This window comes from Devosia sp. RR2S18 (genome assembly GCF_030177755.1).
GTDB classification, from domain to species: Bacteria; Pseudomonadota; Alphaproteobacteria; order Rhizobiales; family Devosiaceae; genus Devosia; species Devosia rhizosphaerae.
On record NZ_CP126539.1, the window covers coordinates 3,357,146 to 3,380,886 of the forward strand.

The 23,741-nt window shown below is 62.5% G+C and carries 26 protein-coding genes; 12 read left to right on the top strand and 14 right to left on the bottom strand.

Translation table 11 applies throughout. The features are described 5' to 3' along the window. Positions 1 to 34: 34 nt before the first annotated feature. The 8 genes from thrC to coxB all read right to left on the bottom strand — a co-directional run bounded on the left by thrC (position 35) and on the right by coxB (position 7,678). Positions 35 to 1,429 carry a threonine synthase gene (gene thrC, locus QOV41_RS16500; protein WP_284577889.1) on the bottom strand — a complete coding sequence of 465 codons (1,395 nt, stop codon included), beginning with the start codon at positions 1,427 to 1,429 and terminating at the stop codon, positions 35 to 37. 75 nt (positions 1,430 to 1,504) lie between these two features. Continuing rightward, on the bottom strand, positions 1,505 to 2,260 hold the full coding sequence (locus QOV41_RS16505) for an SURF1 family protein (RefSeq protein WP_284577890.1): 756 nt from the start codon (positions 2,258 to 2,260) through the stop codon (positions 1,505 to 1,507). 170 nt (positions 2,261 to 2,430) lie between these two features. Then, positions 2,431 to 3,264 (bottom strand): cytochrome c oxidase subunit 3, encoded by an 834-nt coding sequence (locus QOV41_RS16510; protein ID WP_284577891.1) that lies wholly within the window; start codon positions 3,262 to 3,264, stop codon positions 2,431 to 2,433. A 3-nt stretch (positions 3,265 to 3,267) separates the two neighbouring features. Next, complete coding sequence (locus QOV41_RS16515) at positions 3,268 to 3,831, bottom strand: cytochrome c oxidase assembly protein (RefSeq protein WP_284577892.1); 564 nt, start codon at positions 3,829 to 3,831, stop codon at positions 3,268 to 3,270. Continuing rightward, entirely contained in the window at positions 3,831 to 4,013 is a 183-nt protein-coding gene (locus QOV41_RS16520; RefSeq protein ID WP_284577893.1) for a hypothetical protein, read from the bottom strand. The genes QOV41_RS16515 and QOV41_RS16520 overlap by 1 nt, the downstream gene beginning before the upstream one ends. Continuing rightward, on the bottom strand, positions 4,010 to 4,945 hold the full coding sequence (locus QOV41_RS16525; RefSeq protein WP_415926728.1) for a heme o synthase: 936 nt from the start codon (positions 4,943 to 4,945) through the stop codon (positions 4,010 to 4,012). The genes QOV41_RS16520 and QOV41_RS16525 overlap by 4 nt, the downstream gene beginning before the upstream one ends. Positions 4,946 to 5,008: 63 nt before the next feature. Beyond that, positions 5,009 to 6,703, bottom strand: a complete 1,695-nt coding sequence (gene ctaD / locus QOV41_RS16530; RefSeq protein WP_284577894.1) for a cytochrome c oxidase subunit I — start codon at positions 6,701 to 6,703, stop codon at positions 5,009 to 5,011. 24 nt (positions 6,704 to 6,727) lie between these two features. Further along, positions 6,728 to 7,678: a cytochrome c oxidase subunit II gene (coxB, locus tag QOV41_RS16535; protein WP_284577895.1), complete on the bottom strand. Its 951-nt coding sequence runs from the start codon at positions 7,676 to 7,678 to the stop codon at positions 6,728 to 6,730. Between the two features lie 351 nt (positions 7,679 to 8,029). Between coxB and QOV41_RS16540 the strand changes: the two genes are divergently transcribed. Together QOV41_RS16540 and QOV41_RS16545 are read left to right on the top strand one after the other, a co-directional pair. Next, complete coding sequence (locus QOV41_RS16540) at positions 8,030 to 8,518, top strand: invasion associated locus B family protein (RefSeq protein ID WP_415926777.1); 489 nt, start codon at positions 8,030 to 8,032, stop codon at positions 8,516 to 8,518. A 17-nt stretch (positions 8,519 to 8,535) separates the two neighbouring features. Continuing rightward, positions 8,536 to 8,778, top strand: a complete 243-nt coding sequence (locus QOV41_RS16545; RefSeq protein WP_284577896.1) for a PilZ domain-containing protein — start codon at positions 8,536 to 8,538, stop codon at positions 8,776 to 8,778. A gap of 144 nt (positions 8,779 to 8,922) precedes the next feature. Here the strand turns inward: QOV41_RS16545 and QOV41_RS16550 are convergent, their stop codons facing one another. Beyond that, the gene (locus QOV41_RS16550; protein WP_284577897.1) at positions 8,923 to 9,183 is read right to left on the bottom strand and encodes a hypothetical protein; all 261 of its coding nucleotides are present in this window, start codon (positions 9,181 to 9,183) and stop codon (positions 8,923 to 8,925) included. Between the two features lie 144 nt (positions 9,184 to 9,327). Here QOV41_RS16550 and QOV41_RS16555 point away from each other — a divergent pair, with 144 nt between their 5' ends. The 4 genes from QOV41_RS16555 to QOV41_RS16570 are packed head-to-tail and all read left to right on the top strand — an operon-like array spanning position 9,328 to position 13,292. Further along, positions 9,328 to 10,215 carry a LysR family transcriptional regulator gene (locus QOV41_RS16555; protein WP_284577898.1) on the top strand — a complete coding sequence of 296 codons (888 nt, stop codon included), beginning with the start codon at positions 9,328 to 9,330 and terminating at the stop codon, positions 10,213 to 10,215. Between the two features lie 41 nt (positions 10,216 to 10,256). Beyond that, positions 10,257 to 11,870, top strand: coding sequence for an exodeoxyribonuclease VII large subunit (gene xseA, locus QOV41_RS16560; protein WP_284577899.1), 1,614 nt, complete (start codon positions 10,257 to 10,259; stop codon positions 11,868 to 11,870). Positions 11,871 to 11,919: 49 nt separating this feature from the next. Then, positions 11,920 to 12,141 carry a DUF2093 domain-containing protein gene (locus QOV41_RS16565; RefSeq protein WP_284577900.1) on the top strand — a complete coding sequence of 74 codons (222 nt, stop codon included), beginning with the start codon at positions 11,920 to 11,922 and terminating at the stop codon, positions 12,139 to 12,141. Positions 12,142 to 12,143: 2 nt separating this feature from the next. Then, entirely contained in the window at positions 12,144 to 13,292 is a 1,149-nt protein-coding gene (locus tag QOV41_RS16570; protein ID WP_284577901.1) for a glycosyltransferase family protein, read from the top strand. Here QOV41_RS16570 and QOV41_RS16575 read toward each other — a convergent pair. After that, positions 13,289 to 13,537 (bottom strand): DUF4170 domain-containing protein, encoded by a 249-nt coding sequence (locus QOV41_RS16575; RefSeq protein ID WP_284577902.1) that lies wholly within the window; start codon positions 13,535 to 13,537, stop codon positions 13,289 to 13,291. The two genes, QOV41_RS16570 and QOV41_RS16575, sit on opposite strands and share 4 nt — an antisense overlap. Before the next feature lie 17 nt (positions 13,538 to 13,554). After that, the gene (locus QOV41_RS16580) at positions 13,555 to 14,388 is read right to left on the bottom strand and encodes a 3'(2'),5'-bisphosphate nucleotidase CysQ (protein ID WP_284577903.1); all 834 of its coding nucleotides are present in this window, start codon (positions 14,386 to 14,388) and stop codon (positions 13,555 to 13,557) included. Positions 14,389 to 14,655: 267 nt separating this feature from the next. Here QOV41_RS16580 and QOV41_RS16585 point away from each other — a divergent pair, with 267 nt between their 5' ends. Then, positions 14,656 to 15,171, top strand: coding sequence for a DUF6101 family protein (locus QOV41_RS16585; RefSeq protein ID WP_284577904.1), 516 nt, complete (start codon positions 14,656 to 14,658; stop codon positions 15,169 to 15,171). A gap of 135 nt (positions 15,172 to 15,306) precedes the next feature. Here QOV41_RS16585 and ubiA read toward each other — a convergent pair whose 3' ends face one another. After that, on the bottom strand, positions 15,307 to 16,251 hold the full coding sequence (gene ubiA, locus QOV41_RS16590; RefSeq protein ID WP_284577905.1) for a 4-hydroxybenzoate octaprenyltransferase: 945 nt from the start codon (positions 16,249 to 16,251) through the stop codon (positions 15,307 to 15,309). 88 nt (positions 16,252 to 16,339) lie between these two features. On the opposite strand from ubiA, the gene QOV41_RS16595 reads away from it, so the two are divergent. From QOV41_RS16595 to QOV41_RS16610, 4 genes are all read left to right on the top strand, one after another. Continuing rightward, positions 16,340 to 17,089: a 16S rRNA (uracil(1498)-N(3))-methyltransferase gene (locus tag QOV41_RS16595; RefSeq protein WP_284577906.1), complete on the top strand. Its 750-nt coding sequence runs from the start codon at positions 16,340 to 16,342 to the stop codon at positions 17,087 to 17,089. A 72-nt stretch (positions 17,090 to 17,161) separates the two neighbouring features. Next, on the top strand, positions 17,162 to 18,532 hold the full coding sequence (locus tag QOV41_RS16600) for a glutamate--cysteine ligase (RefSeq protein ID WP_284577907.1): 1,371 nt from the start codon (positions 17,162 to 17,164) through the stop codon (positions 18,530 to 18,532). Between the two features lie 176 nt (positions 18,533 to 18,708). Beyond that, positions 18,709 to 19,992 carry a phosphoribosylamine--glycine ligase gene (gene purD / locus QOV41_RS16605; RefSeq protein ID WP_284581363.1) on the top strand — a complete coding sequence of 428 codons (1,284 nt, stop codon included), beginning with the start codon at positions 18,709 to 18,711 and terminating at the stop codon, positions 19,990 to 19,992. Further along, positions 19,916 to 21,025 carry a patatin-like phospholipase family protein gene (locus tag QOV41_RS16610; RefSeq protein ID WP_284577908.1) on the top strand — a complete coding sequence of 370 codons (1,110 nt, stop codon included), beginning with the start codon at positions 19,916 to 19,918 and terminating at the stop codon, positions 21,023 to 21,025. The genes purD and QOV41_RS16610 overlap by 77 nt, the downstream gene beginning before the upstream one ends. A gap of 4 nt (positions 21,026 to 21,029) precedes the next feature. Here QOV41_RS16610 and QOV41_RS16615 read toward each other — a convergent pair whose 3' ends face one another. Both QOV41_RS16615 and QOV41_RS16620 read right to left on the bottom strand, forming a co-directional pair. Then, positions 21,030 to 21,476, bottom strand: a complete 447-nt coding sequence (locus tag QOV41_RS16615; protein ID WP_284577909.1) for a nucleoside deaminase — start codon at positions 21,474 to 21,476, stop codon at positions 21,030 to 21,032. 36 nt (positions 21,477 to 21,512) lie between these two features. Then, entirely contained in the window at positions 21,513 to 21,719 is a 207-nt protein-coding gene (locus QOV41_RS16620; protein WP_284577910.1) for a hypothetical protein, read from the bottom strand. A 166-nt stretch (positions 21,720 to 21,885) separates the two neighbouring features. On the opposite strand from QOV41_RS16620, the gene mutL reads away from it, so the two are divergent. Beyond that, the gene (gene mutL, locus QOV41_RS16625) at positions 21,886 to 23,736 is read left to right on the top strand and encodes a DNA mismatch repair endonuclease MutL (protein WP_284577911.1); all 1,851 of its coding nucleotides are present in this window, start codon (positions 21,886 to 21,888) and stop codon (positions 23,734 to 23,736) included. The last annotated feature ends 5 nt before the right edge of the window (positions 23,737 to 23,741 follow it).

Genomic DNA, 23,741 nt, shown 5'->3' on the forward strand with positions numbered 1-23,741 from the left:
CTGACGCTGCCGAATGCACGGCCGCATCTCTCCGCTATGCCGCACGCGTCCGCGCGCTGATAAATTCTTCGACCGCTTGCTGGTCATTGGCAAGCACCGTGAGCCGCTCCTCGCGGCCATGCAGATCCGCCAGCCAGTCCGGAAGCGCCGCGTCAAGCCCCGAGGCTGCCTTGACCGCGTCTGGGAACTTGGCGGGGTGCGCGGTCGCCAGAGTGATCATTGGCGTGGTGGACCGCTCCTGCATCCGGGCAACATGCACACCAACGGCCGTATGTGGGTCGAGCAAATAGCCGGCACCGCGATAGGTGCTGGTCACAGCGGCGGCCGTTTCGGTCTCGTCCGCGCGCCCAGCCCGGAAGTCAGCTCGGATCTTCTCGAGCGCATCTGTCGGCATGCTGAACCCGCGAGACTGCTTGAGGCTGTCCATCATGCGTAGCACCGCTTCGGCATCCCGCCCGGTGCTCTCGAAGAGCAGCCGCTCGAAATTGGACGAGATCTGGATGTCCATGGATGGGCTGATCGTTGCTTCGACACCCTCCATTTCATAGCGACCCGTCTTGAGCGTTCTGAACAGGATGTCGTTGGAGTTGGTGGCGATGACCAAGCGCTCGATGGGCAGACCCATGGCCTTGGCGCAATAGCCAGCGAAGATGTCGCCGAAATTGCCGGTCGGCACCGTGAAGCTGACCTTGCGGTGTGGCGCTCCCAGGGAGACCGCGGCGGTGAAGTAATAGACGATCTGCGCAACGATGCGGCCCCAGTTGATCGAGTTCACCCCGGAAAGGCGCACCCGGTCGCGGAACTTGGCGTTGTTGAACATCGCTTTCACAATGTCCTGGCAATCGTCGAACGTGCCCTCGAGCGCGAGGTTATGCACGTTGGCGTCCAACACCGTCGTCATCTGGAGGCGCTGCACCGGCGACGTGCGGCCACGGGGGTGGAGAATGAAGATGTCGGTGGTTTCGCGCCCGCGAAACGCTTCGATCGCAGCAGATCCCGTATCACCCGAGGTGGCTCCCACGATCGTGGCCTTGAGCCCGCGCTCGGCCAGGATATGGTCCATGACCCGGCTCAGGAACTGCATGGCGACGTCCTTGAACGCCAGCGTTGGTCCATGGAAAAGCTCAAGCAGGAAGTGGTTGGGCTCGAGTTCGACCAGCGGCGCTACCGATGGGTGCCGGAAGACGCTATAGGCGCCATTGATGATTTCACGCAGTTTGGCAGGCGGAATCTCATCGCCGGTGAAGCGGCCAATGATATCATAGGCCACGTCTGCGTAGGATGCGCCGGCAAAGCCGGAGATCTCCTCCGGTATAACCCGTGGCCATTGGGCGGGAACATAAAGGCCACCGTCGGCGGCTAAGCCTGCCAGGACTGCGTCAGAGAAGCCGAGCGCCGGCGCCTGGCCGCGCGTGGATACAAACTGCATCGAGGGGAAGTGCCCTTTCAGAATTGCTGCAACCTAGAGAATGCGGCTTTGCGCCGCAAGTTCTCCGGCATGACCTCACTGTCCAATGCGGCGCTGCCGCCACAACCAAAAGCCCAGCATCACCACGGCGACGACGGCAAAGCCGTACCAGGTCAGCGCATAGCCAAGGTGATTATTAGGGAACTCAACAACGGTTTCGCCGCCTTGCGGCAACTCACCGGGTGCGCCTGCCGGTAGATCGACATAGAAGGGCGCAAAGGGGGCGAGCGCCGGGTCGGTCAACTCGGCGAGCCGCTCGGGATCGCGGACCCACTCGACACGGTCGGAGGTGTTCGGCGCCGGCGTGAGCATGTTGGCGGCTTCAGCCGAACGCAACAGCCCGGTGACACTGACCGTCCCCACCTCCCCCTCGGGATCGCTGACTGCAGCTGGCTGGAACTCCTGGGGAATAAAGCCGCGATTGACGAAGACCGTACCACCATCGGCGAGCGCAAAGGGTGTAACGACCCAGTACCCTGGACCCGAAGCGGGTCCCCGCGCATTAGCCAGGCTGGTGAACACCGTCACCGTCTGGTTGTATCGAAACGCGCCGGTCAGCGTCACCGGCTGAAAGTTTAGCGCCTCGGTATCAAGGCTGGCCCATTCCTCGGCCGGCGGAACCGCGATCGGGTCGGCGTTCAGCCGGGTGTCCACCGCGGCGATGAGCGCCTCCTTCTCGGCAAGGCGATCCATTTGCCAGCTACCCAGCCAAAAGCAGACAACGGCAAGCGCCAACATCAGCACCACAAAGATCCAGGTGCTTACCTTGCGCAGTCCCGAGCGCTTGCTCATCGATATGGTTCCAGAGCGGTGCACGGCCTAACCGCACATGACCTGTGGGCGGTCTCTTGTGCGTTGAAGCTGCGGGAGGGGAGACTGGATGCGCGCGGGATCATTTTGGCCTTGAATGCAAGTGGGGCGCAGCTTGCGGCTGCGCCCCAGATCGAGAAGGTGACGGGCTTCTAGTGATGCAACGCTACCCCCCAGCTGCCCCAGATATAGACCGAGGCAAACAGGAAGAGCCACACCACGTCCACGAAGTGCCAGTACCACGCCGCGAACTCGAAACCGAGATGGCGTTCCGGAGTGAAGTCCCCCCGCTCGGCGCGGATCAGGCAGACAGCCAGGAAGATAGTGCCCACGAAAACGTGGAAGCCGTGGAAGCCCGTCGCCATGAAGAAGGTGGCGCCATAGAGATTGCCGGAGAACGAGAAGCCGGCTTCGGTATATTCCAATATCTGCACGAAGGAGAACAGCACACCCAGCGCAATGGTCAGCACCAGGCCCCACCGCAGCCCGTTGCGATCATTTTCGAGCAGCGCATGGTGCGCCCAGGTCACCGTGGTGCCCGACGTCAGCAGGATCAGCGTATTGAAGAGCGGCAGATGGAAGGGGTCGAAGAGCTCGATGCCGGCTGGCGGCCAGGCGCCACCGGTGAAAGCAACGCGAGCATATTGCTCGAGATCGTCGCCGCGGAAGAAGCCGTCGAAATAGGCCCAGAACCACGCGACAAAGAACATCACCTCGGAGATGATGAACAGGATCATGCCGTAGCGGTGATGCATCTGCACGACTGGCGTATGGTCGCCGGCATTGGCTTCCTTCACTACGTCGCTCCACCAAGCGTACATGCAGTAGAGCACGCCCACGAGACCAATGAAGAACGGGAACGGCGTCCAGTCGCGCATCCAGAAGATGGCGCCGACTGCCATCACCAGGAGTGCTATCGAGATGAAGAACGGCCACGGACTGGGCTCAACCAAATGGTAGTCGTGGTTCTTGGCTACTCCGGCCATGGTTCAGCTTTCCCCGTTGTCTGAAGCGTAGAAGGTATAAGAGAGCGTGATCTCTTTGATGGTATTGAGCTCGCGGTTTTGGTCGAGCTCGGGATCAACAAAAAACACGATCGGCATCTCGACGGTTTCGCCGGGCTGCAGTGTCTGCTCGGTGAAACAGAAACACTCGATCTTGTTGAAATAGACGCCGGCATTCTCGGGCGAAACGTTGAAGATCGCTTGTCCCGTGATCGGCTTGTCCGAATAGTTTGTGGCGATATAGTTCACCGTATCCACCGCACCGATATTATCGGTTATCGCTGCGGCGGGCTTTACGGTCCAGGGCAGATCATTGGCGACGGTGGCATCGAAGCGGACCTTCATCTCGCGCGCGATAACGCCCTTGGGGCTTTCGGTCGCGACCTGCGTGGTTCCGCCGAAACCCGTCACCTGGCAGAAAAGCTGATAGAGCGGCACGGAGGCAAAGGCGAGCCCCACCATGGCCAGCGCAAAAAGGCCGAAGCTGGCGCCTACCCGGCGGTTGCGGCGACCCTGCTGGTCGGCAATGGTGTGGAGAATGTCCGCCATCAGAGCGCCCGGTCGAACAAAGCCGGCCCCATCTTGGCGATGGTCAGCGCATAAAATGTCAGGGCAAAGAGAGCCAGTGCGATGGCCAAGGCGATGGAACGCCGGCGGCGGACCTTGGCACGTGCCGCCGCCACTTCGGGGCTCTCTGGTTCTACCTTGCGAATCTCGTCGGGTGCACTCATGCGGTGAAGCCCCCGAACTGACCCAACAGATTGTCGGCAAGGAGGGCGAAAAACAGCACGAACAGATAGCTCAGCGAATAGTTGAAGAGCGCCCGGGCGCTTTTGCGCATCGCGATGCTCTCATGGGTCCCGTATAGCCGCCAGGCAAAGAACAGGAATGCTCCGCCCGTACCCACCGCGGCCAGGGTATAAATCACGCCGGCAAAGCCGAGCACCGTGGGCAGCAGGCCAGCGGCAGCCAGCAGCACCGAGTACACGAGGATCTGCAGCTTGGTGGAGGCTTCCCCCACCACATTGGGCATCATGGGGATCCCAGCTGCGCCATAGTCGCTCTGCTTATAAAGCGCGAGCGCCCAGAAGTGCGGTGGCGTCCACAGGAAGATGATGAGAAAGAGCGCGATGCTTTCGAGCGTGATGCTGCCGGTGACCGCGGCCCAGCCGACCACGGGTGGAAAGGCACCCGCAGCCCCGCCGATCACGATATTCTGGGGCGTCGAGCGCTTGAGCCACATGGTATACACGACGGCATAGAAAAAGATGGTGAAGGCGAGCAGGCCACCCGCCACCCAATTGGTGGCTAGTCCCAGCAGCAGCACCGAAAACACCGACAGCACAACGCCGAACACCAGTGCTTCTTCTGGGGTAACGCGTCCCGAAGGTATGGGGCGGTTAACCGTACGGCTCATGATGGCGTCGATGTCAGCATCGTACCACATGTTGAGCGCACCCGATGCGCCGGCACCAATGGCGATGCAGCAGATGGCGATGATGGCAATCACTGGATTGATGGTGGCAGGCGCCACCACCAAGCCTACGATGGCTGTGAACACGACCAGTTGCATGACGCGTGGCTTCAGCAGCGCGAGGTAGTCCTCCACGCGCGCTTCGCCCGTCATCGCGGACATGTTCCGGCTGTCGTCGATAATAGCCAATAGCCTGCCTTCTCGTTTATTCCCAAACCGCGCGAACGCGGTCCGGGATCATGCAGTTGCGCTTTAGTGCGCGTTGCTCGCGTCGATCTTGGGGAGCGTGGTGAACTGGTGGAACGGCGGCGGCGAGGACAGGGTCCATTCCAGCGTCGTAGCCCCAGGACCCCACGGGTTGTCTCCAGCCGGGCGCTTCTTACGGGCCGCTTCCCACATGGCGTAGAAGAAGATCAGCATCGCCGCGAAGGTGATGTAGTAGCCGATTGAGGAGACACGGTTCCACAGGGCGAACGCATCGGGATAGTCGACATAGCGGCGCGGCATGCCGGCCAGGCCCAGGAAGTGCTGCGGGAAGAACACCAGGTTGACGCCGATAAACATGACCCAGAAGTGCGCCTTGGCCAGGAACTCGTTGTACATCCAGCCGAACATCTTGGGGTACCAGTAGTACCAGCCGGCAAAGATCGAGAACACGGCGCCCAGCGATAGCACGTAGTGGAAGTGCGCGACGACATAGTAGGTGTCATGGAGGGCCCGGTCAGCCGCCGCATTGGCCAGCACCACGCCCGTCACACCGCCAACGGTAAACAGGAAGATGAAGCCGATAGCCCAGAGCATGGGCGTGCGGAAGGTGATCGAGCCACCCCACATGGTGGCGATCCACGAGAAGATCTTCACACCCGTGGGCACCGCGATGACCATGGTGGCCGCCACGAAGTAGCGCTGCACGTCGAGGCTGAGGCCGGTCGTATACATGTGGTGCGCCCACACAACGAACCCAACGAAGCCAATGGCCACCATGGCATAGGCCATGGCCATGTAGCCAAAGACGGGCTTGCGGCTGAAGGTCGCCACGATGTGGCTGATGATGCCGAAGCCCGGCAAAATCATGATGTACACTTCGGGGTGCCCGAAGAACCAGAACAGGTGCTGGAACAGGACCGGGTCACCACCCCCTTCAGGCGCAAAGAAGGCCGTGCCGAAATTGCGATCGGTGAGCAACATGGTGATGGCACCCGCCAGCACGGGCAGAGCCAGCAGGAGCAGGAAGGCCGTCACGAGGATCGACCAGGCAAAAAGCGGCATCTTGTGCAGCGTCATGCCGGGTGCGCGCATGTTGAAGATGGTGGTGATCAGGTTGATCGCACCGAGAATAGAGCTAATGCCGGACACGTGCAGCGCCAGAATGGCGAAGTCCATCGCCGGACCGGGATGACCAGCCGTCGAAAGCGGCGGATAAACCGTCCAGCCGCCACCAAAACCGAGGGCGCCAGGGCCGGTTCCTTCAAAGAACAGGCTCATCAGCAGGAGGATGAAGGCAGGCGGCAACAGCCAGAACGCCACATTGTTGATGCGCGGGAAAGCCGTGTCCGGTGCGCCGATCATCAGAGGCGCGAAGTAGTTGCCGAAACCGCCGAAGGTGGCGGGCATCACCACGAAGAACACCATGATCAGGGCGTGCGCGGTGGTGAACACATTGTACATGTGCTTGCCCGCATCGAGGGCTTCACCGCCCTCCATGCCATAGACCATCGCGGCCAAGCCGTGGAAAATCTGGATGCCCGGCTCCTGCAGCTCCATGCGCATCACGCCGGACAAGAGCCCGCCGATGACGCCGGCGAAGATCGCAAAGATCAGGTACATCACACCAATATCTTTGTGATTGGTGGAGAACAGCCAGCGGCTCCAGCCCGTGGGCTCGTGCGCGTGCCCGTGGTCGGTATGTCCGGTTGCTTGGGCTTCGAGGTGTGCAGTGTCAGCCATTATCGAGTTCCTCTGACCCTATTCTTATTGCAGTGCGGCGAGCGTGGCGACGCCGGCGGCATAGTCACCACCTTCGAAGGCTGCCATGAACGCTGCATATTCTTCGCGCGTCACCACGCGGATGGCGATGGGCATGAAAGCATGATCCTTGCCGCACAGCTCCGAGCACTGACCGTAGTAGAGGCCAGTCTCGCGCACATGGAACCAGGTTTCGTTCAGCCGCCCGGGCACAGCGTCGATTTTAACGCCGAAAGCAGGCACCGCGAAAGCGTGAATGACGCCCAGCGGGTCGGCGGTCACCTGCAGACGCACGGTGGTATCAACCGGCACTACCAGTTCATTGTCGACGGCCAGCAGGCGCGGCTGCAGCGGCTTCAGCGCTTCGCGCGCATCTTCCTGCAGCATGATCTGGGTGATGCCGAGACCTTGGTCGACATATTCGTAGTCCCAATACCACTGCTGCCCGGTGGCTTTGATGGTGAGCTCGGGTGCCGGCACCTCGACCTCGCCGAACGAGAAGATGTTTTCGCCCAGATACTTGCGCTCGCCATCGGGCGTCGTCAGCTGGTCGGATAGTACGCCGAAGGAGGGGATGGCGATGACGATCAGCACCACGATCGGCAGCACCGTCCACAGCACTTCCACCATGGTATTGTGCGTGAACGCAGCCGGAACCGGGTTGGCCTTGGCATTGAAGCGGATGATTACCCAAACCAGCAGCGCCAGCACCAGCAGCACGATCAGCGAGATCGTCCACATCAAAATTCCGTCGTGGAATGCCACGATGGAGTCCATGATGGGGGTAACGGAGCGCTGCAGGTGATACTGCCCGTGCTCGGCATAACCGCCGACATTGTCGACCACATTGCCGTCCTTGGTATCCGCCACCAAGTCCTGCGCAGCAGCAAGGCCCGGCGCCAGCACTGTAGAAGCCGCAGCAAGCGCTCCCATCTTTCTCAAGAACTGACCGGTCACCGTGAACCCCCTGTGGACATAATTGGTGCAGTCGCACCGGGTTTGAGGGGGTATGATAGCGGCATAGGGAACGCCGCCCCGACTCAACCTCGGAGCGCAAAACTCGATTTTGACCTAAATCACATCGGAATGAGCGAGTCTATTGCATCCGCTCCCCTGCCCGTGCGTCATATTGCACTCGTACAGGGGCGGCCAACGCCTCACCACCGCCGCAGTTTGCGGGCTAAATCTCCAGCGTTTCCGGGGTTTGGTTGACTCAACCCCTGCACCTGTCGGAAACACTATTGGCGCGGCGCGATCTGCGATTCGAGTGGAGAAGTGATCAAAGTGAAGGCAGTTTTGAAGCGTCACATCGGCAGCCTCGGCCTTGCCGCTCTGGCTCTGGCGAGCTTCTCTGGCGCCTTGCAGGCCCAGGGCGTGGTGCGATCCACCCATGGCGATTGGCAGATGAGTTGCGACACGCCGCCCGGCGCCAGCTTTGAGCAATGCGCCATTATCCAGAACGTGACGGCTGAAGATCAGCCCAATGTCGGCCTCTCAGTCATAGTGCTGCGTACCGCCGACCGGGAGGCTCGCCTCCTGCGGGTGCTGGCGCCACTGGGCGTGCTGCTTCCCAATGGCCTGGGGCTCAATGTCGATGGGGAAGATATGGGTCGGGTCGCTTTCGTGCGCTGCCTTCCCAATGGGTGCGTCGCCGAAGTCGTGCTGGACGAGAGCTTGATCCAAACCCTTTCAGAGGGCACGGACGCCATTTTTGTGGTGTTCAAGACACCCGAGGAAGGGATCGGCATTCCAGTGTCGCTCGAAGGCTTCGCCGAAGGCTTTGCTGCGCTCCCCTGACGGCAGAGGCGGAAACGATGAACGAGCAGCGAGATGTCCCCAGGCGCCGCGTTCTTAAGGGCGGGAAAATCGTCATCAATGACGGGTTCTCGGCCTTTGACTGTATCGTACGCAATGTCTCGGACAGCGGCGCCCGCGTGAAAGTGCCGAGTATCGTGGGAATTCCCGATCAGTTCAGGCTGTCGATGAATGACGGGCGCGAGTTTGCCTGCACCGTGGTCTGGAAGACCGAGAACGAACTGGGCGTGACGTTCTCCTGAAAAAAGCCGGACAAGTGCAGAGCACTGTCCGGCAAGTCATCAGGAAACGAAGCCGGCGGCAAAACCGGCTCGGGAGATGGCACGCTCAAGAGACCGTGCCAACGCGTTGGCCCTGCCGTTCAGCAGAGCGATTCCATTTTCGGATCAGCCCTTTACATTCCGCGCCCGGGCGGCATTGAGCGTGTGTTGGGCGGCAGCGGCTGGGTGGGCCCGCGCACGGTTGATGTCCTCGCGCGATATCCCCAGATCGTCCAGGCGGCAGTGATCCAATTCCAGCAAGGCTTGCAGCGCGACCCGGCGGGTTCGTGCGGCGCGCGCCTTGGCAATCCAGCGCATGAGGGCGGCAAATGGATTAGTGGGCGTGGCGGCCGCAAGTGACCGCTCGCCGGGAAGCGAGAGAGCCATGCTGTTCTCCGATGTGATTTTGCCGAAGGGAGATCGGCGGGTTCAACGCAGGTTCTACGTCGATGATGGTGAGATAACCGGCTGGACTTCTATTCGTCCAACAAATAGATTTCATTCATTCGATCAATTCGGGTGATGCGATCCATGGCTACTCCCTTGGACCTTGATCAACTGCAGAGCTTCTGCGCTATCGCCGACTGCGGCAGCTTCACCGAGGCTGCCCGTCGCGTGAACAAGACTCAATCTGCGGTGTCTATGCAGATCAAGCGCCTCGAAGAGCGGCTTGGCCACAGCCTACTCACACGCGATGGCAGATCGGTGACACTCACCCACCATGGTGAAGTGCTCTACGAGCGCGCCCGCAAGATGCTGCGTACCAACGCCGAGATCCTCGACCACTTCTCCGAAGCCGATCTGGCCGGCTCGATACGCTTCGGCGTCCCCGATGATTACGCAGTGCGGCTCCTACCGGTGATCCTCTCGAGCTTCCAACGCACTCATCCCAGAATTGCGGTTGATGTCGCCTGCATGGCCTCCGAGCAACTGCTCGAAGGCATGAAGGTGGGTCGTTACGACCTGATCGTCTTCACCCAGGGCACCGACCACAGTTTCGGCGAACTTTTCCGCACCGAGAAGATGTTCTGGGTGGCCTCCCACGGGGGCCGGGCGCTGGCAACCGAGCCCTTAGCGATCGCGTGCGGTCCGCAATGCTGCATCTGGCGCAAGGATGCCATGGAGGCGTTGGAGCGGAGTGGCCGCGATTATCGGATTGCTTATACCTCGTCCAACGCGACCGCCATTTCCAGCGCTGTCTTGTCTGACCTCGCGGTCGGCTTCCTGCCTGAAAGCGCACTACAACCCGGCATGCGCCCGATTAGCGAAGATCAGGGTTTACCGCGACTGGGTGACGCGCAGATCGCCTTGATGCGGGCCAGCCACGCCTATGGCGGTATCTACGACGCATTGGCCAACCACATCGTGCAGTCGATGGGCAATCTCGATCAGCCGAGTGTGAGCGAAGCAGCGGAATAGGGCCGCTTGACCTCCCTGCCCGATTGGCTCACCAGAAGCACATGTCGCAAGCGCTCACCAATGCCGCCGAATTCACTGTCAGCGAAATCGCCCAGGCGGTCAAACGCACCGTCGAGGACGAGTTTGGCCATGTGCGGGTGCGCGGGGAGATTTCTGGTTTTCGCGGACAACATTCGTCCGGTCACTGCTACTTCACCCTCAAGGATGATGCTGCTTGCATCGACGCCGTGGTCTGGAAAGGCAGCTATGCCAAGCTGACGTTCAAGCCCGAAGAAGGCCTCGAGGTGATCGCCACAGGCCGCCTCACCACCTTCCCACGCTCCTCCAAATACCAGATCGTCATCGACAACATCGAACCGGCCGGCGCCGGCGCGCTGATGGCGCTCCTCGAAGAGCGGCGCCGCAAGCTCCAGGCCGAGGGACTTTTTGCGCGCGAGCGCAAGCGCGCCCTGCCCTATCTGCCGCGCGTCATTGGCGTGGTCACCTCCCCCACGGGCGCCGTGATTCGGGACATTCTCCACCGCCTCGAGGATCGCTTCCCCAGTCACGTGCTGGTCTGGCCAGTTCGCGTGCAGGGCGAGACGTGCGCGCCCGAGGTCGTAAACGCGATCCAGGGGTTCAACGCACTCCTGCCCGACGGCCCCATTCCCCGCCCGGACTTGCTGATTGTGGCGCGTGGTGGCGGCTCCATCGAGGATCTGTGGGGCTTCAACGAGGAGGCGGTGGTCCGCGCGGTCGCCGGCTCGGCCATTCCCGTCATCTCGGCCGTCGGCCACGAGACCGACACCACCCTGGTCGACCACGCCTCGGACATGCGGGCGCCGACGCCCACCGCCGCCGCCGAGGCCGCCGTGCCGGTGCGGGCTGAACTCATCGGCTATGTGGACGATCTGGGATCACGCCAGCGCCAGGCTTCCCGCCGCATCACCAGTTCCGGGCGCGATCGCTTTCGCGCCGTAGCCGCCGGCATGCCGCGCCCGGCCGACCTCGTTGCCACGCAGCGCCAGCGGCTGGACCAGGCTTCCAGCAACCTCTTTTCCTGCCTGCGTCACTCGGTTCAGGAACAGCGGGTGCACCTGTCGCGCGTCGAGTCGCGCCTCGGGCCGCAACTACTCGATCGGCGGCGCGCCGAAATGGCCGAGCGGCTGCGCAATTTGTCCATGCGCGCCGAGGCAGGCCTGCGGAAAAGCGTTGACCGCAATCGCCTGACCTATGATCCACGCGCCGAGCGCCTCGCCACTGCCGCCGCGCGCCTCGTCGAGCGCAAGCGCGCCCTGTTCGAGGCTATTGGGCCAAAGCTCTCGCCCACTGCCCTGCGGGCTGAACTGCGCCACTCCAGTGGTCAACTGGCGCCCCTGACAGCCCGGCTCGCCAACAGCATTCGCCTCACCTTGGCCGATCGGCGGAATACCCTGACCCAGTCCGCCAAGCTCCTGGACAGCCTGAGCTACAAAAGCGTGCTGGCCCGCGGCTATGCCGTCGTCAAGGACGCCGAGGGCCAACTGGTGCACAGCAAGGCCACTCTGTCACCTGGCGATCTGGTCTCGCTCGAATTTGGGGATGGTTCGGTCGATGCCACTGTCGTGGGCAGCCCTCCGCTCCGTAAGAAGGCCAAGACGCCCTCCGGCGAGGCTACCCAGGAAAGCCTCTTTTGACCTCGCCACTTGATCGTTATATCGATGGCCGACCTCAAGGATTGGTGCCATGAACATCTTCGACAGGGGCTTCCAGCCCACCGAGGCGGTGCTCCGCTATCTCGACGGCGATTATGTCGTGCTCAGGCCCGGCACGTTCGTGCGCTGCGCTATCACAGGCAAGCCGATCCCCCTCGATGAGCTCTTCTACTGGAATGTCGACCGGCAGGAGCCCTATGCCGATGCAGTGACGGCCCACCAAGCTTTCGAGCGGTACGGCCGGGAAAACTGACCGTGGCCCAAGCGGCGGGTCGCCCCAATATTCTCCTTATCTCCAATGGACACGGCGAAGACTGGATCGCCTCGGCCATCGCTGCCCGGCTCAAGGACCACGCCGACGTTGAAGCCTACCCGATGATCGGCGCAGGCTACGCCTATAGCGACGCCTGCCCCATCGTGGGGCCGCGCGCCAGCCTCGCCTCGGAGGGCTGGCGCAATGTCAAGGGCTCGCTCCGCCGCGACATCGCCACTGGTGGCCTCGGCATCATCCCTCCCGCCCTGCGTTTCCTCCGTGCGGTGCGCGGTCGCTATGACCGGGTGGTCGTGGTCGGCGATATGGTGGGGGTCCTTGCCTGTCTCGCCACTGGCTATCGGGATCTGGTCTATCTCGACGTTTACAAAACCGGAGCCGCCCGGCTTTACTCGCGGGCCGAGCGCTGGGCCATCAGGCAGACCTGCCGGACAGTGTTCTGCCGCAACCCTCGCCTGGCACAACTTCTCCAGCAGGATGGTGTAGACGCCCGCGCGGCCGGCAATGTGATGATGGACGCCATATCCAGCGGCCCTTACGATGCTGCCGCGCGGCGCACTCGTCCCCTCGCCGTGACGCTCCTTCCCGGAGCCCGGGCGCTCACCAGTGAGAGCTTCGAACTGCAGGTCGCGGCCCTTCGAACGCTCTCCGAGGACATGCTCCCCGACATCTTCATGGCGGTTGCCGGCAGCGCCAATATCGAGAACATGGCCAAGCGCACCGGGCTGCGCCGAGTGCCCATGCTCAGCCACGAGCCAGCAGATCTCGGCCAGCTTGCCGATGATCGGCTGACCATCCACATGGCCCGCGGCAATGCTCTTGGGAACGTGCTGGCAGCGTCAGATCTGGTGCTGTCGCAGGCGGGCACTGCCACCATTCAGGCGCTCGGCCTTGGCAAGCCCGCCATAACCTTTATCAATCCGCGTGACCGCCGTTCGCGCTTCGAGGACGAGCAGGCGCTGTTCGGCGACGCGCGCATTGTGGTGCAGCCTGAGGCGGGTGAGATCGGCGCTGCGCTCAAGAAACTCCTGGACGACAGCGCCCATCGGGAACGGCTGAGCCAATCGGGGCGAGACCGTATCGGCGGTCCAGGCGCCATGCAGGCGATCCTGGCCGTACTCCTCGGCCCTTAGGCGTCCTGCTTCTTGCCGGTCTCAGGATCGAGCAGGCGGTGCAGGTGCACGATGAAGTACCGCGTCTGCGCGCTATCGACGGTCATCTGCGCCTTCTGCCGCCAGGCAGCGAGCGCACTGGCATAATTGGGGTAGAGACCGACGATATCCACCTTGTCGAGGTCGCTAAAGGTGATCCCTTCGATGCTCGACAATTCGCCGCCGATCACCAGGTGAAGGAGTTGCTTTGGTTCTTGTTCGGCCATTGCATTGAGTCCGTAGTTCAGGAGGAGGAGGCGCTGCTCTGGTCTTGAGCGGGGCAGCCATAGACCTTGATCAGCGCGGCGTGGACAGCGGGTTTTAGGCTCATGTCGCTGAGCGCTGCAAGGGCCCCGTGGCGCACATCTCGTTTGTTGAAAATGGGGAAGCCGGTGCAGACATCGGCGAATTCGATACCGGCCTCGGCCAGGATCAGCGCAGCCGCCGCGATGTCCCAATCCTGCGAGCCACGACGGGAAACCGCGCCATCGAGCTTGCCGGTTGCCACCTGCACCAGCCGGTACGCCAGCGAGGGGTAGCTGGGGCCACGCGTATAGTGGAGACCGGCCGCCTGCATTTCCTGGTGCACTGCGCCAGGCGCCGGGATCAATGGCGGCGCTCCCGCCCGACGCCGCCGGACCATTGGCTGCTGGTTGAGCCGGGCGCCGCCGCCTTTAATTGCATCATACAGCTCGTCACGTGCCGGCGCGTAGATCACGCCGGCGACCGGGACACCCTGTTCCACTACCGCCAGGCACACCGTCCAGCTGTCTTCCCCGCGCAGGAAGCCGCGCGTGCCATCGATTGGATCAACGACAAAGACCCGCTCGGCGCCGAGCCGACTCGGATTGTCAGCGGTCTCTTCGCTGAGCCAGCCATAATCCGGGCGCGCCGCCAGCAGGGACGCGGCAAGATAACGGTCCACCAGAATGTCGGCTTCGCTGACGGGCGTCGCATTCTCCTTGGTCCAGGTCTTGATGTCCCTGCGGAAAAAGCCCATCGCGATGATCCCAGCCGACACCGCAGCGCTGCGGAGCAGGTCAAGGTCGTCCTGGTAGGTGCTGGGCGGCGTGGGCATCGGGGCGCTTGTAGGCGTGGCGTGCCCTGGCGGCAAGGGGCGCCGTCATGCGGCGCCCTTTGGGCTGTGGAGGGCAGGGTTAATGGGTCGCCACCGGGTGGGGTTAATCGGCTCCTACACCAGTTGAGGTCCTGCTAACCCTCACGGAAAACAAGATAAACTTAACCGAACCGATTAAGGTGCCGGGTAAGGGAGCGCGCTATGGTGGACCCACAAAAGAGAGCACCAAAAACCAGCTCTCGAAGTTAGCAGGAAGGCGTATTCAAGATGCATCACGGCGTGGCGATGGAAGGCACCTCGGTCGTTCTGGCGTTTGCCCAGCCCGTTCTGGCAGACCGCCGGTTCGTGGCAGCCAACGACAACGGCCCCAAGGATCCGGTCAAGACCGTAACCGTGCGTCGCATGCTCGAGCAGAGCGGCGTGGCCATCAAGATCAAGGTCCCCGTAACCGAGTTCATCGGCGTGGCCGTTGCAACCTCCATTTCCGAGGAGGGTGTACTGACCAGCGCGATCGAACTCGTCCATGAGGACAGCGAACTCAACTACCGGGTCTTCGAAGAAGAAGGGAACCACAACGTGGTGGCCGAATGGCAGAACTGGGGCAAGAAGCTCCGGCTGCCGCTCTTCATCAAGGCAGGCGACGGTGCCTACATGCCCTATTCGCAGCAGGTCGATGGCGTCATGGTGGGCTCCAGTGCCTCCCGCCGACGTCTGGCCGCCGAAGCCAATCGCCGTCCCCGCTTCCTCAACCGGCGCAAGCCCGGCCAGATCGAAGCTAACTAAGCAGTCGACTGCTCCTCCAAAGCACGGCGAAAGGGTTGACCAGTGGTGCGGTCAGCCCTTTCGGCGTTTTTAGCCCTTAAGTGCCACCCGAATTCGCTGTCACCCCCGGCACTCCAGTGTTGGCAGGGTCGCTGGCTACCAAACCCAGTCTGCCAGGAACGCCAGCGTCAGTGCCAAGCCCAGCCCAGCATAATGGTTGGAGCGAAAGCGCAGCAAGGGATTGCCGGGCTCATTGCCGTCCAGCGTCTGCACTTGCCAGGCCAACAGGCCTGCCACCACCAGAGACAAAACGGCAAAGACGATGCCGGCACCAGCCAGCGTCGCTGCTGCGAGCCAGAGCACATAAGCGCCTGCATAGAACCCGCCTACAATGGGGCGCGTCTTGTCGCCGAAGAGTCGCGCCGTCGACTTGACGCCGATCAGGGCGTCATCTTCGACATCTTGCAGGGCATAAATGGTGTCGTACCCGATGACCCAGAGAATGCAGCCAAAATAAAGCAGCAGTGCCGGGACGCTGAGCCCGCCCGTCTGGCTCGACCATCCCAGCAAGGCGCCGTAGGAGAAGGCCAAGCCCAAAAAGAGCTGCGGCCACCAGGTGATGCGCTTCATGAAGGGATAGATCGCCACCAGCACCAGCGAGGCGATGCCGGCCCAGATAGTGAAGCGGTTGAACTGAAACAGGATAACCGCACCCAAGAGCGCCTGCACCACAAGAAAGATTAGTGCTTGCTTGGCGCTGACCTGCCCCGAAGGAATGGGCCGCGAGCGCGTACGGGCGACCTTGTCGTCGATATCGCGGTCCACAATGTCGTTGAAGGTACAACCGGCACCCCGCATCAAGACGGCGCCGACAAACATCAGCACCATTGCCCACCAGTCAAAACCCCGCAGCGGATCGGCGATGGCTGCAAGACCGAGGCCCCAGGCACACGGCCAAAACAGGAGCCAAAAGCCGATCGGGCGGTCCCACCGCGCCAGCCGGCCGTAGGGCTTGAGCCAATCGGGCGCATGCCGGTCCAACCAATTGTCGGGCGGGGCATCGGCCACGGTGCCGCTGGTCACGGGGTTGGTATCGGTCATTGCAATCCGTCGTCGTCAGTTGGCAGTGGGCTTGATCCAGGGGTGGTATCAGTCCTAACTGCGCCGCGAAACCCGAACAACGCTCCCTATGCCCCGCACCCACGCCAGCCTGCCGCGTCTTTTCGTCCAACCCGAGCTCGCCGCGGGAGCGCAAATGACGCTGGGCAAGGACCAGTCGCTTTATCTCGCGGCGGTACTGCGCAAAACAGTGGGTGACGAAGTTGTCCTCTTCAACGGCCGCGACGGCGCCTGGCTCGCCCGCTTGCAAAGCGACGCCAAGAAGTCGGTCGCGCTGGAATTGATCGAGCAGATTGCCGTTCAGACACCCCGCTCCGATCTCTGGTACGGCTTCGCCCCGCTCAAGACTGAACGCCTCGATTATGTGATCCAGAAGGCGACGGAAATGGGTGCCGGCGTCATCCAGCCGGTGCTGACGCGGTTCACTCAGGTCAATCGCCTCAAGCACGACCGTCTGGTCGCCAATGCGGTTGAAGCGGCTGAACAGTGCGAGGTCCTGAGCGTTCCGGACGTTCGAACCGAACTCACCCTGGATCGCCTGCTCGACTCCTGGGCGACCGAACACGCCGACCGCCGCCTCATCCTGGCCGACGAAGTCGAAGCATCGGCCTCCCCCGTCGAGGCCATTTCTGCCCTTAAGGGCCAGCGCGTTGGCGTGCTGATTGGTCCCGAAGGCGGCTTTTCCGATGAGGAGAGATCCCGACTCCACAGCCTGCCCTTCGTTGTTCCTGTCAGTCTTGGTCCGCGGATTTTGCGTGCCGACACTGCCGCGGTGGCTGCCTTGGCCGTCATTCAAGCGATCATCGGTGATTGGCGATAAAAGCCGATTGCTTTGTTGCGCTGCAACGCTATGTTCCCGCGCGACATTGACCCCTCAATTCAAGAGGACCTTATGGCCGGCGCCGACACTCCATCGCCCCTTATCGACTCCCGGGCGGACCTCATCGAGGCCATGGCACGCGGCTGCAAGCCCGAGGCCGAGTGGCGCATTGGCACCGAGCACGAAAAGCACGTCTTCCACACCAATCCGCTCCGCCCCGTGGCTTACGACGGTCCCAATGGCATTCGCGCCCTGCTCGACGGCATCGAAAAGGAAACCGGGTGGCACCCGTTCTACGATGGCGAAAACCCGATCGGGTTGCGCAATCATGAGACCGTCGGTGGCATCTCGCTGGAACCGGGCGGGCAGTTCGAACTCTCGGGCTCGCCGCAGGCGGACCTCCATGGCACGGCTGCCGAACTGGCCCAGCATATGCAGGTCAGTAAAAAGGTCGCCGCGCCACTCGACATTCATTTCCTGGGCTTGGGCGTAACGCCAATCTGGTCGGTTGCCGATATCCCCGCAATGCCCAAGTCGCGCTATGGCATCATGGCGCCTTATATGGACAAGGTCGGCACGCTGGGCACTTCCATGATGTTCCGCTCGGCAACGGTCCAGTCCAATCTCGATTTCTCCAGTGAAGCCGACATGGTCAAGAAGCTACGCGTCGCGCTGGCGCTGCAGCCGGTTGCCACGGCCCTCTTTGCCAATTCGCCCTTCGTCGACGGCAAAGATTCGGGCTATCTCAGCTTCCGCAGCCACATCTGGCTCAACACCGATAATGACCGCACCGGCATGCTCCCGTTTGCCTTTGATGAAGGCTTCGGCTTCGAGCAATATGCGGACTACGCGCTCGACGTGCCGATGTATTTCGTTATTCGCGACAAGCAGTACATCAACGTGGCCGGCGAGAGCTTCCGTGATTTTTTGAATGGCCAGTTGCCGCAACTGCACGGTGAAAAGCCGACCATCAAGGATTGGGAGGACCACCTCTCAACCATTTTCCCCGAAGTCCGGCTCAAGCAGTTCCTCGAGATGCGCGGCGCCGACATGGGTGACGAGAAGTCCGTCGTGGCGCTCTCTGCCTTCTGGACCGGCTTGCTCTATGACGAAGTGTCGCTCGAAGCGGCTTATGAACTGATCGAGCCCTGGGACCAGAACGAGCGCGAGCGCCTCCGCCGCGAAGTACCGCGCTTGGGCCTCCAGACCCCCCATGACCGCTCCACCCTCTACGATGCCGCAGCTCAGGCGGTCGGCATTGCCGAAGCCGGTCTCGTGCGCCGCAACCGGCTCAATGGCGAGGGCAAGGATGAAACCGTCCACCTCGCCCCCCTCGAAGCAATCATCCATCACGCCTGTTCGCCCGCCGATAAATGGCTCGAGAAGTTCCGTGGTGAGTGGAACGGCGATCTGACCCGTATCTTCCGCGAAGCCGAGCTCTAGCCGATCCTCACCCGGCCTCCCCCTGGGAGGAGCAGGTTTGTGCTCGCCATGTCTTCCGCGTCCACCGGAGACACCTCCCCCTCCGAGGGGGAGGCCGGGTGGGGGTATCTCCGCTATCCCCTTGCCCTCCCACCTCCTCTCGTGCATCACCGCATCACTAGCGGGAGGGCATGAGCATGCGAGTTCTGGTGATCGGTTCGGGCGGGCGTGAGCACGCCCTGGCGTGGAAGATCGCCCAATCCCCCCAGCTCACCAAGCTCTTCATCGCTCCGGGCAATGGCGGCTCTGGCGAGATCGCCGAGAACGTCGCCATCGACATCACCGACCACCAGGCGGTGACCGATTTCTGCAAGCTCATGGCCATCGATTTCGTGGTGGTTGGGCCCGATGCGCAGGTGGTGGCTGGCTTGGGTGATGATGTCCGCGCCGCCGGCATCGCCTGCTTCTGCCCTTCCAAGGCGGCCGGGCAGTTGGAAGGCTCCAAGGGCTTCACCAAAACCTTGTGCGACGAAATGGATATTCCCACCGCGGCCTATGCCCGCTTCGACAACGCCGCGGCGGCACTCGCCTATCTCGACGCGCAGGGCGCCCCGATCGTTATCAAAGCCGATGGGCTGGCCGCCGGCAAAGGCGTCACCGTCGCCACCACGCTCAATGAGGCCAAGGCTGCCGTCAGCGACTGCTTCGCCGGCGCGTTCGGCGACTCGGGCGCCGAGGTGGTCATCGAGGAATTCATGGAAGGCGAGGAAGTTAGCCTCTTCGTTCTTTGCGACGGCACCGACATTCTCCCCCTCACCACCGCGCAGGACCACAAGCGCGCCTTTGATGGCGATACCGGACCCAATACCGGCGGCATGGGGGCCTATTCACCCGCGCCGGTGATGAGCGAGGCGGTGTACCAGGAAACGCTCACCCGCATCATCGAGCCGACCGTGCGCGGCATGGCCGCTCGCGGCACGCCTTACCAGGGCGTGCTCTATGCCGGGCTCATGCTCACCAAGAATGGACCCAAGCTCGTTGAATACAATGCCCGCTTCGGGGATCCGGAAACGCAGGTGCTGGTGATGCGGATGGAAAGTGACCTGCTCCCGCTGCTCCATGCCACCGCCACCGGTGATCTCAAGGGCAAGACGGTTGCCTGGAAGGACCAATACGCGCTCACCGTGATCCTCGCCACCCAGGGCTATCCCGGTGCTTACGGCAAGGGCAGCGACATCGCCGGCCTCGAAAATTTGGACGACGCTAACCTTCATGTCTTCCATGCAGGAACGCTTCGGGAAGGCAGGCGTTTAGTTGCATCGGGAGGGCGCGTGCTCAACGTCACGGCGCTGGGCAATACCCTGGAAGACGCGAAGGATCGTGCTTATCGAAGCGTGGACAAAATTGTTTGGCCAGAAGGCTTTTGCCGCAGAGACATCGGCTGGCGGGAGCTCGCGCGGCAAAACGCCCGATCTTCTTGAACCCTTTCGCAATCTTGGTGGACTACCCTATCTCAAAAGCGTCTTCGACGAGACGCCGAGCCAGCGACCGCTGACCCCGCTGCAGCGCCGCGGCAAGGCCCTCGCCGACCGGTTGCGCTCGCAGGGCAAGGAGCGGGGGAAAGTGAGCACGGCTTCAGGACCTCGGATCGGTGTCGCGCTGGGCGGCGGTTCGGCCCGTGGCCTCACGCACATCCCCTATATCGAGGCCATGGACGAACTTGGCCTCAAGCCTGCCGTCATTTCGGGCTGCTCCATTGGGGCGCTGATCGGCGCCGGGTGGGCGTCGGGCATGACCGGCAAGGAACTGCGCGAGCATTCCTTTGAGGTGCTGGGCACCATGAAGATCATCGCCGCCAAGCTCTGGTCCACCCAGATGCGTGGTCTGGGCGGCATGCTGCGCAATGGCATCTCGATGCAACTCGACGCCACCAGTATCGTCGACGCCTTTACCCCCGAGGATTTCCCCACCGAATTCAAGGATCTCAAGATCCCACTCTATGTGGTGGCGACCGACTTCCAATCCTGGCACCAGACGGTATTCAATTCCGGCCTGCTGCGACCGGCCATTGCTGGATCGATCGCCATTCCCTCGCTGTTCAAGCCGGTTACTCATGCCAACCACCTCCTGGTCGACGGCGGGGTGGTCAATCCGCTGCCGCTCGACCAGGCCGATATCGACACTGATTTCCTGATCGGCATCGACGTCAATGGCGACCCCTCCGAAGGCATCAGCAAGACCGACCACCGCCCGCTCGACCTCTGGATGGGCTCGGCCCAGATCATGATGCATTCCTTGACGGCGCACATGATGGCGGCCTATCCGCCGGACATCTATATCCGCCCCCACGTATCCTCGTTCGGCATTCTAGAATTCTGGCGGGTGCGCGAAATCCTCGCCCATGTGGATGGTGAGAAGGACCGCTTCAAGCGCATTCTCGAGCACAAGATCGAGGCGCATATCAACAACAGCGTGCAGGTGATGGAGAGCCGCCAGCCCGACCACCACGGCTGAGGCGCTAGCGCAATCCGCGAAAGAAGTTGCGCAGCATAGCCTCCGATCGACTCGCTCCCAGCCCGCCGATAATTTCGGGCCGATGATGGCAGCTGGGCTGCTCGAAAAGCCGCACCCCGTTTTCCACGGCACCGGCCTTGGGGTCCTCGGCGCCGAAATAGACACGCCGTAGCCGCGCATGGGCGATGGCGCCGGCGCACATGGCGCAGGGCTCCAAGGTCACATAGAGGTCGCAACCGTCAAGCCGACCGCTACCACGCTCTGCCAGGGCGGAGCGGATCGCCAACATCTCGGCATGCGCCGTCGGGTCCCCCAGAGCTTTCATGCGATTGCGTTCGGCCGCCAGAACCCGCTCGCCCTCGACCACCACTGCCCCAACGGGGGCCTCGCCCATCTCCGCCGCCTCTCGGGCGAGCGCCAGGGCGAGTTCCATGGGACTGGTCGAAATCATCGAAAGGCTCCGGTCGAAAGACCGGAAGGACTATGCCTAGTCTGGGCTGCCGTGCAAGCCGCCGACCTGATCTCCTAAAGGCTGGCCGTCGTCATCGCCGTTGAACTCAGCATTGGCTGCCTCGTTCACTTCCTGCGTATCCTTGGCATCCTTGAGCCGCTTGATCTTGCGCTCCTTGCCGCCCTCGAACTCTTCATGGGCCGCTTCGTTGGCGCTGGTGATGTCGTCACGCTTATCGCTCATGTCCGGTCTCCTTGTTGACCGGAGAACGCGCACCGCCCTGTCATGGTTGTGTCACATCGCTGCGGAACTCCACTGACACAGACTTCCCCCTCCCCGTGCACAACCAGCTGAACCCTGTCGGCAGCGCCGGGCCCCTGCCCTATACTGGGGCCAAGGAGAATCGCCCTTGCCCATTCGCCAACTGCCCGAGGACCTTATTAACCGCATCGCCGCCGGCGAAGTGGTGGAGCGGCCTGCGAGCGTCGTCAAGGAGCTGGTCGAGAACGCCATTGACGCCGGCGCGAGCCGGGTTGGCATCACCACCGGAGGGGGTGGCAAGACGCTTATCCGCATCGAGGATGATGGCATAGGCATGCACGAGGACGATCTCGTCCTTTCGGTCGAGCGGCACGCCACCTCCAAGCTCAGCGCCGATGACCTCGATGACATCCGCACGCTGGGCTTCCGCGGCGAAGCCCTTGCTTCCATCGGCTCGGTTGCCGAACTGTCGATCTGTTCGCGGCCGGAAGGCGCCCAAAGCGGGCTGCGGCTCGAGGTTCGGTTCGGCCTGCGTGTTGCCCCCATGCCGCAGGCGATGAACCGGGGCACAACGGTTGAAGTGAAAAACCTCTTCGCCCGCGTCCCGGCGCGCCTGAAATTCCTAAAATCGGACCGCGCCGAAGCAGCCGCGATCACCGACGTGGTCAAGCGGCTCGCCATGGCCAATCCGGCCGTGCACTTCGTCTTGTCCGGCACGGATCGCTCGGCGCTCAACTGGCCGGCGGTCAACGGCACCGGTGCCTTGGAGGCGAGGCTGGCGCAGGTCATCGGCGATGATTTCGCGCAGAATGCCGTGCCTCTGGCGATGAGCCGCCATGGCGTCGTCGTTGCCGGCCTTGCCGGACTGCCCACCTATACCCGCGCCAACTCACTGTCGCAGTTCTATTTCGTTAATGGCCGTTCGGTGCGCGACAAGGTTCTCGTCGGCGCCATTCGCGCCGCCTATGCCGACTACACCTTCCGCGACCGCTTTCCCGTGGTGGCGCTCTACTTGGCGATCGACCCAGGCGAAGTCGACGTCAACGTGCACCCCGCCAAGGCCGAACTGCGCTTTCGCGATCAACGTGCGGTACGCGGCGCCGTCATCCGCGCCGTGGGCGAAGCGCTTGCCGCCGCGGGCTTCAAGGCCTCCACTAGTGTTGCCGAGGATGTGCTGGGTGCGTTCACCGCTCCAACCTGTCCTTCCAGCCCTCAATCTTCCCCGGGCGCCAGCCCAAGCTATAGCTATCGCCCACCCGAACCTGCCTTTGCCGGCTACGAACGCCCCCGAGGCTATGGAGCTGACAACCCGTTCTCACCCGTCTTCGGCGCGGTGACGCAGTCGGGCTTGGCCGGCCTCGCCGAGCCAAGTGCCCGCTTTGAACCTCATGTGGCGCCGACACCCCAGGAGGCCGATTTCCCACTTGGCACTGCCCGGGCGCAGATGTTCGACAATTTCATTATCGCCCAGAACGGCGAGGGACTGTTGCTGGTGGATCAGCACGCAGCCCATGAGCGCCTCGTCTATGAGCGTTTTAAGACTCAGCTTGCAGCCGGTCCGGTGCCCAGCCAGGCTCAGCTGATCCCCATTGTCATCGATCTGCCCGAAGAGGATTGCGTGCGCCTTGAGGAAGCCGCGCCCGACCTCGAACGCTTTGGCCTTTATCTCGAACGTTTCGGCCCCCGAGCGATTGCCGTGCGCGAAACCCCCGCTCTGCTTGGTACGGGCGACGTTGATGGCCTCATCCGCGATCTCGCCGACGGCTTGGCCGAATGGGATTCGACCGCCGCTGTCACCGATCGCATGGAAGCCATTATTGCCCGCATGGCCTGTCATGGCTCTGTGCGGTCCGGTCGGCGCCTACGGCTCGATGAGATGAACGCGCTCTTGCGCGATATGGAGGCGACGCCCCATTCGGGCCAGTGCATCCATGGCCGCCCCACCTACGTTGAGCTGAAGAAGAAGGATATCGAGCGGCTGTTCGGCCGCAGCCGCTAGGACGG